Genomic DNA, 14,237 nt, shown 5'->3' on the forward strand with positions numbered 1-14,237 from the left:
ACATTTATTTCCCCCTTACAATTGTTCCGATATTGTCACCAAGTACAACGCGTTTGATATTACCCTTTTCTGTAACAGAGAAAACGACGAGCGGAATATCATTATCCATACATAAAGAAGAAGCAGTTGAATCCATTACCGCAAGCCCTTCTTTAATAACATCAAGATAAGACAGCTCTTTATATTTAACCGCATCTTTGTCCACTTTTGGATCAGCACTATACACGCCATCCACATTGTTTTTGGCCATTAAAATAACCTCTGCTTCAATTTCAGCAGCACGCAGTGCAGCAGTTGTATCCGTTGAGAAATACGGGTTTCCAGTACCTGCAGCAAATATAACAACACGACCCTTTTCCAAATGACGAATCGCCCGGCGACGAATATACGGCTCTGCAATTTGGCGCATTTCAATCGACGTTTGCACCCGTGTTTCGATTCCGAGCTGCTCCAGGCTGTCCTGCAGTGCCATTGAGTTCATCACGGTTGCCAGCATCCCCATGTAATCTGCTGTCGCACGATCCATGCCCATTTCACTGCCGATTTTCCCGCGCCAAATATTGCCGCCGCCAACTACAACGGCTACTTCTACATCCAGTTCACTTACTTCTTTGACCTGTTCTGCCACAGATTGAATAACAGTCGGGTTAATACCAAATCCTGCTTCACCTGCTAGTGCTTCACCACTTAACTTTAATACAACACGTTTATACTTAGGCTGGCTCATGTAGACCTCCATCTGTAATGTACATGAAATCCCTCACCAAGAGCGGTAAGGGATCCCATTTATTCCTTTCCGGCCGGCGGATACGGAATCATTATTTTTTAACTTGGCTCATAACTTCTTCTGCAAAGTTGTCCTGGCGCTTTTCTAAACCTTCACCAACTTCGTAGCGAACGAATTCAGTTAAAGTTGCTCCTTTAGACTCAAGGAACTGGCGCACTTTTTGGTCTGGATCTTTAACAAAGCTTTGATCCAAAATACATACTTCTTCAAAGAATTTGCCCAGGCGGCCTTCAACCATTTTCGCAACAATGTTTTCAGGTTTACCTTCGTTCAGCGCTTGTTCTGTTAGCACTTTACGCTCACGCTCTACTTCTTCTTCAGAAACCTGGTCGCGTGAAACGTATTTCGGATTCAAAGCAGCTGCGTGCATTGCTACATCTTTTGCAGCAGCAGCATCTGTAGTGCCTTCAACAAGAGCTAATACACCGATACGACCGCCCATGTGAAGGTATTCACCGAATGCAGCGTTTTCGCCTTTTGTACGGATTTCAAAACGGCGAAGAGTGATTTTTTCACCAATTTTAGAAATGGCTTCACTAATGTACGTATCCACTGTTTTACCATTTTCCATTGTTTGTCCAAGAGCTTCTTCAACAGAAGCTGGCTTGTTCGCTAATAGGTGAGCTGCGATTTCTTTTACAAGTACTTGGAAGTTCTCGTTTTTCGCAACAAAGTCAGTTTCTGCATTTACTTCCAGGATAACAGCTGTATCGCCTTCGCTTGCAATAAATGTTGTACCTTCAGCTGCGATACGGTCAGATTTTTTCGCTGCTTTTGCAATCCCTTTTTCTCGAAGGTAATCGATCGCTTGATCTAAATCACCATTTGTTTCAACAAGTGCTTTTTTGCAGTCCATCATGCCTGCGCCCGTTTTTTCACGAAGTTCTTTTACCATTTGTGCAGTAATAGCCATTTTGGTTCCTCCTTTAAATATGTAGAACCGCTATGCGGTTTTATTGTTTCTTTCTTTAAAAAAAGGTGATAAGGGTATCCCTCTTATCACCTTTATCTGTTTCATTACTCAGCTGCTGCTTCTGCTGTTTCAGCTTCTTGCACTTCTTCTTGAACTTCTTCTTCAGCGATTTCCTCGCCTTGTTTCGCTTCAAGAACTGCGTCAGCCATTTTACCTGTTAAAAGTTTAACCGCACGGATCGCATCGTCATTCGCTGGGATAACATAATCGATTTCATCCGGATCGCAGTTTGTATCAACGATACCTACGATAGGAATGTTCAATTTACGTGCTTCCGCAACAGCGATACGCTCTTTGCGTGGATCGATAATGAATAGGGCATCAGGAAGACCTTTCATATCACGAATACCGCCAAGGAATTTTACAAGACGCTCATGCTCTTTTTTAAGCTGAACAACTTCTTTCTTTGGAAGTACTTCGAATGTGCCGTCTTCTTGCATTTTTTCAATGTTTTTCAAACGTTGTACACGCTTTTGGATTGTCGAGAAGTTAGTAAGTGTACCACCCAACCAGCGTTGGTTTACATAGTACATACCTGAACGTTCTGCTTCTTCTTTCACAGAATCTTGTGCTTGTTTTTTTGTACCAACAAACAAAATTTTGCCACCGTCACCGGCAACTTCTCTTACAAATTTGTACGCTTCTTCCACTTTGCGAACGGTTTTTTGAAGATCGATGATGTAGATCCCGTTACGCTCTTGGAAAATGTACTTTTTCATTTTGGGGTTCCAACGGCGAGTTTGGTGACCGAAGTGAACGCCTGCTTCAAGCAATTGCTTCATAGAAATTACTGACATGTGTTGTTTCCTCCTGTTTGGTTTGATTTCCTCCGTCTTTCTCACACTCACACAGCTTCCGTTTAAAACGGCACCGGCTGATGAATCAAAAGACGTGTGTATTAACACCGTTAGTTACTATATCACATTCATTAGGAGGCCGCAACTACTTTCATTCTTTTTTGTTAAATTTAAGGGCAAGCTGCACTTCTGTCACACCTATGCGAAGTTTTTTCGCAATTTCTTCCTCTGTCATCCCCTCCATTTTCATCTCTGCTATTTTTTGTGTCTGCGGTACTTCTTCCTGCGCCTGAGCTTTTGTTCGAACTGTTCGGGCCCCCGTATAAGCTTTTGCTGCTGCCTGGCGGGGTATAAATGAAGGCAATGGTTTTTTTTCGCTTGCTGGTTCTTGTTTCTTTATTTTCTCTATGGGCGTGTTTTTCGCCAATTGTGTAATAAGCTGTTCATTTTCTTCTTTTATTTCTATAAGGAAAGCGGTCATCATTTCTTCCATTTCCTTTGCGGTCTGCTTTGCGTTTCTTTCAGCTTCACTCACTTTATTCTGGCGCTGAAAAAGGATGATCAAAGCAAACAAGCTTAAAGCGTGAATTAAAAAAGAAATGGCTATAAAAAATGTTGTCATACATCCCTCTTATCCGCTGAAGTCGATCTGCTTTCCTTTATACGGATGAGCACACCGCTTCTTTTGCTGTTTCTTTTTTGTTTCTTTTTCTCTTTATGTCGGTCCCGGCTTTTTATTTTGTTTGGGTGACTGCTTTGAACTGCAGCGGTTCTATGTCCGGTATTTCTTCAGATGATTTTTCCTGTGGATGATGCCGGGCAGAAAAAACTGTTGGTGATCTTGAGCCGGCTTCAAAGCCTCAAATGTACACGGAAGCGCCGCCTGGATTTCAACAAATTTAAAATCTATAGCCCGCCCTTCTTTAACAGAAAGCTAATGCTTGATCAACTGCTGTTTTAATTTAAAAAGAGCTTTTGAATGAATTTGCGAGATACGCGAGGTAGATAGGTTTAACACCTCACCGATTTCCGTCAGTGTCAGCTCTTCTTTATAAAAGAGATCAATTACCAATTGCTCTTTATCTGTTAATTTTTTAATTTGGGCGGATAATTCCTGAATTTGCTCTTGTTTCACGATTTCTTCTTCCGGTGTTTTCGTCCGCTGATCTTTCAGTACAAAGCCGCCTGCTTCCGCCTGATCTGGATCCTGTACCTGCTCATCCATCGATAATACATGAGAAAAGAAGTGCTCAGCCATAGCATCCTGGATCTCTGCTGTCGACATGCCAAGTTCTTCTGCTACTTCTTCAGGTGTAGCAGCACGGAGATATTTTTGTTCGAGCATAGAAGAAGCGGCCTCGATTTTTTTTGATTTCTCTCTCGTTGCCCGTGGAAGCCAGTCTTCTTTTCGAAGACCGTCCAAAATAGCTCCGCGTATGCGAAAGGAAGCATATGTGTCAAATTTCAAGTCGCGGGACGGCTCAAATTTTAACAGGGCATCATAAAGCCCTGTCATTCCGTAGCTTGCCACTTCTTCCCTGCTTACCGTTTTGGGAAGAGCCGCTCCAATACGTCTGCAATGAAAGGTAACAAGCGGCATATAGCGGGCCACTAATGCATCACCGGCGTCCGGGTGCTGGTCCTTTTTCCATCTTTCCCAGAGTTTTTGCTCGTCTTCAGGCATTTTTTGTGCCATTCAATCTCTCCTTCCGGCGTACGACTACAACACGCTGCAAGTCTTTCTTTTATTCTAATGAAAAGTACTTCTTTTGCCAACAATAACACTAAAAAGCAGCGGACATCTGCCCGCTGCTAGATTAAATCGTTTGTTCCCCTTTGTTAACCGTTCGAATATGCAAAAGAAACGTGATAGGATCAAATTCAATCGTCCTGCCGCTGTTTCCTCCCGTGTCTTCCGAAAGAATAGGAATATGCGCCATTTGCAGCTGTTCTTTTACAGCTGCTACATTGCGGGGGCCGATTTTCATGAGGTCAGAACCTGATTTGAAATGAAACATCTGGGCGCCTCCAGCTATTTTAGCTTTTAATCGGCCTGGCCGTATGCCTCGTCTTTCAAGCTCATGAATCAGCGCTTGAATTCCTGTATCTGCAAATTTCGCCCTGTTTATAATATCTGCTTTTGCCAGGCATGAATCCGGCAGCATAACATGAACCATTCCAGCCGTATGTGAGATTTCATCATAAAGAACAACGCCCACACAGGAGCCAAGCCCTGAAGTTCGAATTACGTTCGGCGGCTTTACAACATTCATGTCCGCGATCCCTACTTTGACGACTTCACCTGTTTTATTTATCATAGCCTGCACCAAGCGCGTCAAACAAAACCGGGAAAGAATCCGGTGAAAGAAAAAGAAAGAAATGGCCTTTCACCGTCTCAGCATTTTCTTCGTCCGTTTCTGTTAAAATCGTATCAATCACAATGGTATAGTCGCTATATTGAGAGATTTCAAGCAGTCCATAGCTGATAATAGCTCCAAACATATCCACAGCAAGTTCCGGCACAGAAGGCTGCAGCTTAAGCCGAGTAAAGTCTCCCAGAGCAGACAAGTAAGAACCAGATAAAATATTGCCCATTTCCTGCATAGCGGAAAAACCGATTGGATAAGTATCCTGCTCACGAAATGTAAATGATTCATCAGCCATTAGTTTTTGAATAAATCGATCGGCTTCCTCTATCGTCAGCATAAAAAACATATTGCCGCCTGCTTCTCCTTCAATTCGCAAGCTGACACTGACCATTTCTTTTTCAGAGCCGCCGGTCAGCTCCATCATTTCCGCAAAGGGAACAATTCGAACATTCGGCACTTTCATATCAATTTTCCGGTTTAACAGGGTGGAAAGTGATGTTGCTGCATGACCTGCTCCTATATTGCCTGTTTCTTTTAAAATATCAAGATGAATAGGCTGGATTTTATCAATATAGCTCATAACATGGCTCCTATTTAAAAATCTTCTGCAGGCTCAGCATAATAAGAAGCCTTTTTTCAAGTTTTGCCACACCTGTAATATACTCGTCCCCAAGTGATCCAACCACTTCGGGCTGAGGTTCAATTGCATCTACCGGAATATCGAGCACATCATTGGCACCGTCTACCACAAGACCGACTTCAATATCATCGATGGAAGCGATAATAATACGAGTCGAATCATCATATTGCTCATCCGACAAACCGAAACGGCTTCGCAGGTCGATAATAGGTGTTACGACACCTCGTAAATTGATGACTCCTTTTACAAAAGGAACGGTTCCAGGCACTCTGGTAATATGCATTAATTTCTCAATTGAATAAACCTGGTGAACAGGAAGTGCGTATTCCTTATCTACTAGTTGAAAGGCAATCACTTTTACTGTTTCAGATGCAATGGTTTCACTCATTTGATGCACCTCCTTATTTGATCAGCGCATTGCAATCTACAATCAGCGCTACTTGTCCATCGCCTAATATTGTCGCTCCAGAAATGGCAAAAACATTAGACAGGTAGTTTCCAAGCGATTTTAAAACCACTTCCTGCTGTCCAATAAAAGAATCCACTACTAGCCCTGCCATTTTTTCGCCTTTTCGAACAAGAACAACAGAATAAAACCGGTCTTCCTGTTCTTTGTGCGGCACAGAAAAAATATCCTTTAAAAACAAAAGAGGTACGACTTTTCCGCGAAAGTCAATAACCTGCTGATTGTGCGCCTTCATAATATCTTCTTTTTTCACAATCGCCGTTTCGATAATCGAAGACAGCGGAATGGCATATTTTTCTTGTTCCACTTCTACAAGCATGACAGAGATGATGGAGAGCGTCAGCGGCAGTTGAATAGAGAAAATAGAGCCGGCACCTTCTGCAGAATCGATGGTAATCGAGCCGCCCAGTGATTCGATTGTTGTTTTCACCACATCGAGCCCTACACCGCGGCCTGATAAGTCCGAGATCACTTCAGCTGTTGAAAAGCCAGACGCCATAATGAGTTCAAAAATCTGGCGGTCTGTCATTCCCAGTGCCTGCTCCTCTGTTACGATACCTTTATCAAGAGCTTTTTGAAGTACACGGTCTTTGTTAATGCCTGCTCCATCATCTTCAATTTCAATAAATACGTGATTACCGCTATGGTAAGCTTTTAATTTAATGGTTCCTTCAGCAGGCTTGCTCTTTGAAAGACGTGCTTCAGGCATTTCGATCCCATGATCCCCTGCATTTCGAATTAAATGAACAAGAGGATCTCCAATTTCATCAATAACCGTGCGGTCTAATTCCGTTTCTGCACCGATAATTTCCAGGTTGATTTGCTTTCCTAAATCGCGTGACAGCTGGCGGACGAGCTTTGGAAAACGATTAAATACTGTTTCAACCGGTACCATTCGCATATTCAAAATAATATTCTGTAAATCTCCTGAAATGCGCGACATGTGCTCTACGGTTTCATTTAATTCATTATGATTTAATTCTGCGGAAATGGACTCAAGCCGTCCACGGTCAATAACAAGCTCTTCAAATAAATTCATTAAAATATCAAGACGCTCAATATTTACTCGTATTGTTTTGTTGGAAGCAGCCGGTTTTGGTGATTTTGACTCGCGTTTTTCTAATTCTACCGGCTGTTTCTTGCTTGCTTCCTGTACAGGTTCCATCTGGACTGAAGTCGACACAGGCGGCTCAGGAACTGGCTCCGCTTCTGGCTGGGGAACAGCAGTTATTTCTGTTACCTGAATTTGTTCTACTTCAGATACTTTCTTTATTTTATCCTCAATATCGTTTGCCGGTTCTTTTGTAATAAGCGTGACAGTAAATGTTTCATCAAACTTTTCTTCCTCCAGCTGATCTGAAGAAGGAAAAGACTTGATCACTTCCCCGCACTTTTCAAGCACTTCAAATACCATAAAAACACGCGCCGCTTTTAGTACACAGTCTGCTCGAAGCGAGACGGAGATCTCCAGGCAAGTAAATCCCTGCTCTTTAGATTGATTGATTACTGTCCATTCAAATTCATCATATGAAAGAGTACCTGTAGACTGAGAGGCAGAGAGCGCTTCAGGTGCTTCCGCAGACGCTGCCGATTCTCCCTGTTCGATTACAAGAAGCTTTTCTACAATAGCTGCAACGTCTCTTTTTCCATCCCCTCCCGCTGCAATATCTTCGACCATTGCTTCAAGGTCATCTACCGAGGAAAAAACAGTATCCATTATTTCCACTGAAACAGACAATTGCTGATTGCGAATCGCATCAAGCACATTTTCAAGTTTGTGGGTTAAATTGGCTAAATCTTCATACCCCATTGTGGCAGACATGCCTTTTAACGTATGGGCTGACCGAAAAATTTCATTTACTGTTGCAATATTTTCCGGATCCTTTTCCAGCTCCAATAAATGTTCGCTCATCGCTTGAAGGTGTTCTTTGCTTTCATCAATAAAGATCTCTAAATACTGATTTGTATCCATCCCTGTTCACCTCTTATTGTATACATGCTTGACAATCGCTGAAGCAATTTCATCAACCGGTACTATATCATCAACGAGACGAGTGGCAATGGCAGCCTTGGGCATCCCATAAACAATACATGTTTCTTTCGCTTCCGCTATCGCCGTGACTGTACCGTTTTCCTTTAATGTGATAAGTCCTTCTGCTCCATCTGATCCCATTCCTGTCATAATAACAGCTGTTTTTTCTATATTATTAAGCGCAGCAGCTGATCGAAAGGTAGTATTAGCAGCAGGCCGATGCCCGCCCTCAGGAGGCGTTTCATCCAGTGTAATCACAATGGAGCTGCCCGAATTTTGCAGTCGCAAATGCTTTCCGCCTGGAGCAATATACACAGTTCCATTTTGAAGAATTTCCCCGTCCTCCCCTTCTTTCACCCGCACGTCAGACAGCGAGTCAAGCCTTTCCGATAGAGACTTCGTAAAACCGGGCGGCATATGCTGAACAATTACAACCGGAGCTGGAAGTGAAGCAGGAAGTTTTGTTACTACATGCTGGAGAGCACGCGGTCCTCCTGTAGAAGTCGCAATTAAAACCAATTTATTCATTTTATTATTGCTGCGGATATAGGAACGCGCGGCGTGTACACCTGTATATCCGCTCTCAGTCGGTGGGGAAATAACAGCAGGTTTTTTTCCCATAGCGGGCTTCATACTGATATTTGCTTTTGATGCTGCCAGCACTTTTTCAATGAGGAGATCTTTGATTTTGTGAAGATCCAGCGAGATAGTGCCTGAAGGCTTGGCAATAAAGTCTACCGCGCCAAGCTCAATCGCTCTCAAGGTGGTTTCGGTGCCTTCTTTCGTTAAACTTGAAAGCATTACTACCGGACACGGCTGCTTTTCCATAATGGTTTTTAAAGCGGTCAGCCCGTCCATTTCCGGCATTTCAATATCAAGCGTTACAATATCCGGTTTCAGTTCCAAAACTTTGTTCACAGCGTCGCGTCCATTCCGGCCAAATGCAATTACTTCAAGCTGAGGATGTTCAGACAAAAATTCAGAAATTAGTTTTCTCATAAAAGCTGAATCGTCCACTACAAGAACCCTTTTTGTGTTCATTCGTAACCTCCTCTTTCTTTAAAGAAACGGCGCAGCTTATCGAGAAAGCGAGACCCTTCATTAGGAATTTCTTCTAGCTCTTCCGCGTATTCGCGGACAATTTGCTGAAAAGAAAATGAAATCTTTGCTTTTGGATAGGAGAGGAGAAATGGCTGGCCCATTTTCACGGCTTTTCTTACATTCGCATCTTCTGGAATGGATCCAAGAAAAACAGGCGTTACATGTAAAAATCTTTCCATAGTGCTTTTTAACCGATGGCCTGTCTCACGGCCTTCTTTTAAAGAATCAACCCGATTACAAATTAAATAAAATGTTTTTTGCCGGTCTCTCATGTGAATAAATTTCAACATAGAGTAAGCATCTGTCATCGCTGTCGGTTCAGGTGTGGTAACAGCCAGCACTTCATCAGCCGCCTGAAGAATATTCAGACTTTCTTCCGTAGCCCCTGCTCCCATGTCAAAAATAAAATAATCGTATTCTTCCATAAGAGCTTCTAAAGCAGAAACCCACTTTTTTTGATACGAATCCTCCCATCTAAATAAAGAGGAAAAAGCAGAGCCCCCATGTATATATGAAATACCTTCTGGCCCCATTTGGATAAACTGACTGATCGGAAAGTCATTTTCAAAAAAATCAACAATAGAAGAAGAAGGACTCCCATTGATTAAATGATAAATATTACCCATGCCAATGTCCATATCAAATAACAAAACTTTTTTATTTATTTTTGCAAGGCCTACTGCTAGATTTACGGAAACGTTTGTTTTACCTACTCCCCCTTTTCCACTTACAATTGCTAAAGTACGTACCGCTTTGCGCTTTTGAGCGGCAGAAAAAGCAGACTTTTGCAGCATTTTCTGGCGAAGCAGTTCTGCTTGATCCTTCATATTTCCCAGTCCTTAAAAACATATTTCACCAGTTGTTCGGTTGAAAATCCAAGTAAATCTTCCGGTACATTCTGACCATTAGAAATGAAGGGGACGGGCTTGTTATACAGGTACATTAAATTAATAAGAGTCCCTTTTGTTCTTGTTTCATCTACTTTTGTAAAAATAAACCCATCAATCTTTACAGAAGAAAAATTTTGAATGATTATATGTAAATCTTCTTCTTTTGCTGTCGCACTTAGTACAAGGAAATGAGCAGATTCTGCAGGCTTCTGCCCGATTAAAGGCCGAAGATCTGCTACATATTGGTTATCAAGATAGTTTCGGCCCGCTGTATCAATGAAAACAGCGTCAATTACTCGAAATTCTTCTATACATTGATTCATATCATCCATTGAGTAAGCTACCTTCATTGGTGCGTTTAGGAGTCCGGAATACGTTTTAAGCTGTTCGATTGCTGCAATCCGATATGTATCCGTTGTAATGAAGGCCACTTTTTGATTAGACTCGAGCACTTGCTTTGAAGCAAGCTTTGCAATTGTGGTTGTTTTCCCTACTCCAGTTGGTCCTAGCAAATACGTATATTTTCTATTGTGTTTTTGGTCGGCCTTCCAATCTGGCAGACAGCTTTTTAAATAAAGAAGTGTCCACTCTTTTATTTGCTTTGCTGTTGCAGACGCTTTTTCTATATGCCATTTTTCAAACAGATGGGAAGCTGTTTGATCTATTAATTCTTTTGTTATACCCTGCCTGGTTAATTGCTCAATGGCCGGCTGCAGCTCTTCTGGATACAATGCAGCAGAAGCAGTAGAATTTTGAAGCTCTTTAATCATCTTTTTCATATCGTTCATTTCACTTTTTAATTCATGAGACATCGCTAAAGCAGGCTTTCCCTGTACCACAGACCGCTTTGTATCTGGTGTTTCCGAAACGGGAGTAGCCGCTCCTTCAGTGGCTGCTACCACCTCAATATTTTTTTTCTTAAATAAACCTAAAATTCCTCGTGAATAAACTGTTTTCGACTGCAAAATAACCGCCTGAGGTCCTAGTTCAGCTCTTACTTTCTTCATTACTTCCGGCATAGAAGCAGCCTGGTATTTTTTCACTTTCATTCAATGGTCACCACCCCTGTACTTTGCACTTCTACACTTGGTTCAAGCTCATTATAAGACAGCACAGGAATTTGCGGGAAATACCGTTCCACCAGCTGTCTTACATACATTCGAATGGCAGGCGAACACAAGATAACAGGCGACTGCTGCATAAATGACGCTTGTTCAACCTGCTGAGCAGTCGCTTCTAAAATACGCTGCGAGTCATTTGGATCAATAGACAAATAGTTTCCATGTTCTGTTTGCTGTATACCATCGGCAATCAGTTTTTCAATTCTTCCTGAGAGTGTAATAACATTTAATGAACCGCTCTCATCCGCAAACTGCATCGTAATTTGACGGGCAAGCGCTTGTCTTACGTACTCTGTCAGTAAATCTGTATCCGAAGTCATTTTTCCGTAGTCAGCTAACGTTTCAAAGATAATAGGCAGATTACGAATCGATAGATTTTCTTTTAGCAGCTTCGACAGTACTTTCTGTATTTCCCCAATTGATAATGGATTTGGTGTAACTTCATCCACTAAAATAGGATATGTTTCTTTTAAATGGTCGATAAGCTGCTGCGTTTCCTGACGGCCTAAAAGCTCGTTTGCATACTTTTTAATTGTTTCTGTTAAGTGGGTTGAGACGACACTTGGCGGATCGACTACAGTGTAACCAAAGATTTCCGCCTGCTCCTTGGCATCTTCTGTAATCCATTTAGCCGGCAATCCAAACGAAGGTTCCACTGTATCAATACCTTCAACTAAGTCATCGTCCTCGCCAGGGCTCATAGCCAGATAATGATCAAGTAGAAGTTCCCCACTCGCCACTTCACTGCCTTTGATTTTCATGCGGTATTCATTTGGCTGAAGCTGAATGTTATCCCGAATGCGGACAACCGGGATGACTAGTCCAAGCTCAAGTGCCAGCTGCCGTCTGATCATCACGATACGATCCAGCAAATCCCCACCTTGATTTGTATCGGCCAGTGGAATTAGCCCATAGCCGAATTCAAATTCGATCGGATCCACTGTTAAAAGGTTAACGACCGATTCAGGGCTTTTTAATTCTTCCACTTCTGTTTCTTCTTCAGAAGGCACCTGTTCATCCAAGTCCTGTTTTGGTACACGGTTTATCATGTAACCGCCATAAGCAAGTCCTGCTGCCACCGGAATGGTTAGTAAATCACTTATAGGCGTAGCAATGCCAAGCAAAAATATGGTTCCCGCTGCAATGTACAGCATGGAAGGATAACGTAAAAGCTGGGCAGTAATTTCTTCTCCCAAATTCCCATTGGAAGCGGCACGTGTCACGACGATCCCGGTTGCGGTTGTGATAAGCAGCGCCGGCACCTGCGACACAATTCCATCACCAACTGTTAGAAGAGAATACCGGGCAGCTGATTCTCCAAAGGATAATTCCTGCTGCATAACACCAATCACTATGCCGACGATCAAGTTAATAATAACCATAATAATACCGGCAATAGCGTCTCCTTTAACAAATTTTGTTGCTCCATCCATTGCACCGTAAAAGTCGGCTTCACGGCCGACTTTCTCACGCCGTTCACGCGCCTGAGCTTCAGAGATCATTCCTGCATTTAAATCCGCATCGATACTCATCTGTTTTCCCGGCATAGCATCAAGGGTAAACCGAGCCGCTACCTCCGAGACACGCTCAGCACCTTTTGTAATAACAATAAATTGAATAATAACCAGAATAACAAAAATCACCATACCTACGATAACGTTTCCGCCAACTACGAATGTACCGAATGTCTCGACAACGCCCCCAGCTTCACCATGACTCAATATGGAACGCGTTGTCGACACATTCAGGCCAAGTCGAAACAACGTCAACAATAAAAGGAGCGAGGGAAATACAGAAAACTCCAGCGCTTCTTTCATGTTCATGGAGATGAGCAAAACGAGAAGCGCAAGAGAGATATTCATAATGATAAGCACACTTAACAGCCATGTTGGCAATGGAACAATCAGCATAGCTACGATTAAGATAACGCTTAGTAAAACGACGAGGTCTCTTGCTTTCATTTTTTTCTCTCCCAACAAAATATTACAATTTATTTTTGATTCGATATACATAAGCCAGAATCTCAGCGATTGCCTTAAAGAAATCTTCCGGCACTGAATCACCGATTTCTGTTTGGTCATGAAGCGCCCGGGCAAGCGGCCTGTTTTCAACCATCATGACAGCATGTTCTTTTGCCACTAATTTGATTTTTTGAGCAATAAAATCTGTTCCTTTTGCTACTACGTACGGCGCATCTCTTTTCGATTCATCGTATTTTAACGCAATAGCATAATGAGTCGGATTGGTAATCACAACATCTGCATTCGGCACTTCCTGCATCATGCGGCGCATAGCCATCTCTCTTTGCGTCTGACGAATTTTAGATTTAATCAGCGGATCACCTTCTGAGTTTTTATGCTCATCTTTAATATCCTGTTTGGACATCCGCAAACTTTTCTCAAAATCAAACTTTTGGTAAAAGTAATCCAAAACCCCTAAAACAAGCAATGCTGCTGCGGCAGCTAATCCCATTTTCACAGTAATAGAGCCCACAAAAGAAAGCGTATCCTGTATAGGCTTTAGGGCCAGCTTTAATACTTCATCCATATTTGACCATAAAATAACAAAAGCGGCTGTACCGACAAATCCAATTTTTAAGATGGATTTTAAAAGCTCTACAATGGCCCGCATAGAAAAAATTCTTTTAAATCCTTTGATTGGGTCCAGCTTTTCAAGCTTCGGCTTAATTGGTTCACCTGTTACAAGCCATCCAACCTGCGCATAATTCGCAACGACGCCGGCCGCTACTGCGGCTGCCATAAACGGACCAAGAATCATCACGCATTGTTCCATAATTTCCAAAACAATTGTTTTTAAATTTGCTTCCGTCACATCCATCAATAAATAGGATTCAAGAGAATGTTCAAACATATGAAAGATGTTCCTACCCATTGAAGCAGCAAACACAGATAAAAAGCCGAAAAGGACAAGCAGGCTGACCGCCGCATTTAAATCCTGGCTTTTCGTGACCTGCCCTTTCTTGCGGGAATCCTGCTTTTTCTTAGGTGTTGCTTTTTCTGTTTTTTCCCCCGCAAAAAACTGCAAATCTAGTTGAAGCATT

14 protein-coding genes are annotated in these 14,237 nt (G+C 42.3%); all 14 read right to left on the bottom strand.

Annotation, left to right across the window (positions count from 1 at the left end; all coding sequences use genetic code 11):
• Positions 1-4: 4 nt before the first annotated feature.
• On the bottom strand, positions 5-727 hold the full coding sequence (gene pyrH, locus VP97_RS08865) for a UMP kinase (protein WP_050181422.1): 723 nt from the start codon (positions 725-727) through the stop codon (positions 5-7).
• Positions 728-818: 91 nt separating this feature from the next.
• A complete protein-coding gene (gene tsf / locus VP97_RS08870; protein WP_050181423.1) occupies positions 819-1,700 on the bottom strand; it encodes a translation elongation factor Ts in 882 nt (293 codons plus the stop codon).
• A 104-nt stretch (positions 1,701-1,804) separates the two neighbouring features.
• Entirely contained in the window at positions 1,805-2,557 is a 753-nt protein-coding gene (rpsB, locus tag VP97_RS08875; RefSeq protein ID WP_050181424.1) for a 30S ribosomal protein S2, read from the bottom strand.
• Positions 2,558-2,708: 151 nt separating this feature from the next.
• The gene (locus VP97_RS08880; RefSeq protein WP_050181425.1) at positions 2,709-3,179 is read right to left on the bottom strand and encodes a DUF6115 domain-containing protein; all 471 of its coding nucleotides are present in this window, start codon (positions 3,177-3,179) and stop codon (positions 2,709-2,711) included.
• 312 nt (positions 3,180-3,491) lie between these two features.
• A complete protein-coding gene (locus tag VP97_RS08885; protein ID WP_050181426.1) occupies positions 3,492-4,253 on the bottom strand; it encodes a FliA/WhiG family RNA polymerase sigma factor in 762 nt (253 codons plus the stop codon).
• Positions 4,254-4,374: 121 nt separating this feature from the next.
• A complete protein-coding gene (locus VP97_RS08890) occupies positions 4,375-4,875 on the bottom strand; it encodes a chemotaxis protein CheD (RefSeq protein WP_050181427.1) in 501 nt (166 codons plus the stop codon).
• Positions 4,865-5,506, bottom strand: a complete 642-nt coding sequence (locus tag VP97_RS08895; RefSeq protein WP_050181428.1) for a chemotaxis protein CheC — start codon at positions 5,504-5,506, stop codon at positions 4,865-4,867. Before VP97_RS08895 ends, VP97_RS08890 begins: the two co-directional genes overlap by 11 nt.
• Positions 5,507-5,516: 10 nt before the next feature.
• Positions 5,517-5,954, bottom strand: coding sequence for a chemotaxis protein CheW (locus tag VP97_RS08900; protein ID WP_050181429.1), 438 nt, complete (start codon positions 5,952-5,954; stop codon positions 5,517-5,519).
• A 13-nt stretch (positions 5,955-5,967) separates the two neighbouring features.
• On the bottom strand, positions 5,968-8,004 hold the full coding sequence (locus VP97_RS08905) for a chemotaxis protein CheA (protein WP_050181430.1): 2,037 nt from the start codon (positions 8,002-8,004) through the stop codon (positions 5,968-5,970).
• A gap of 6 nt (positions 8,005-8,010) precedes the next feature.
• Positions 8,011-9,105 carry a protein-glutamate methylesterase/protein-glutamine glutaminase gene (locus VP97_RS08910; protein WP_050181431.1) on the bottom strand — a complete coding sequence of 365 codons (1,095 nt, stop codon included), beginning with the start codon at positions 9,103-9,105 and terminating at the stop codon, positions 8,011-8,013.
• Positions 9,102-9,992: a MinD/ParA family protein gene (locus VP97_RS08915; RefSeq protein WP_050181432.1), complete on the bottom strand. Its 891-nt coding sequence runs from the start codon at positions 9,990-9,992 to the stop codon at positions 9,102-9,104. Before VP97_RS08915 ends, VP97_RS08910 begins: the two co-directional genes overlap by 4 nt.
• The gene (gene flhF / locus VP97_RS08920; protein WP_050181434.1) at positions 9,989-11,104 is read right to left on the bottom strand and encodes a flagellar biosynthesis GTPase FlhF; all 1,116 of its coding nucleotides are present in this window, start codon (positions 11,102-11,104) and stop codon (positions 9,989-9,991) included. Before flhF ends, VP97_RS08915 begins: the two co-directional genes overlap by 4 nt.
• Positions 11,101-13,137: a flagellar biosynthesis protein FlhA gene (gene flhA, locus VP97_RS08925; RefSeq protein WP_050181437.1), complete on the bottom strand. Its 2,037-nt coding sequence runs from the start codon at positions 13,135-13,137 to the stop codon at positions 11,101-11,103. Before flhA ends, flhF begins: the two co-directional genes overlap by 4 nt.
• A gap of 22 nt (positions 13,138-13,159) precedes the next feature.
• Entirely contained in the window at positions 13,160-14,236 is a 1,077-nt protein-coding gene (flhB, locus tag VP97_RS08930) for a flagellar biosynthesis protein FlhB (protein WP_050181438.1), read from the bottom strand.
• Between the last annotated feature and the right edge of the window lies 1 nt (position 14,237).

The organism is Domibacillus robiginosus, from assembly GCF_000966195.1.
GTDB lineage: Bacteria > Bacillota > Bacilli > Bacillales > Domibacillaceae > Domibacillus > Domibacillus robiginosus.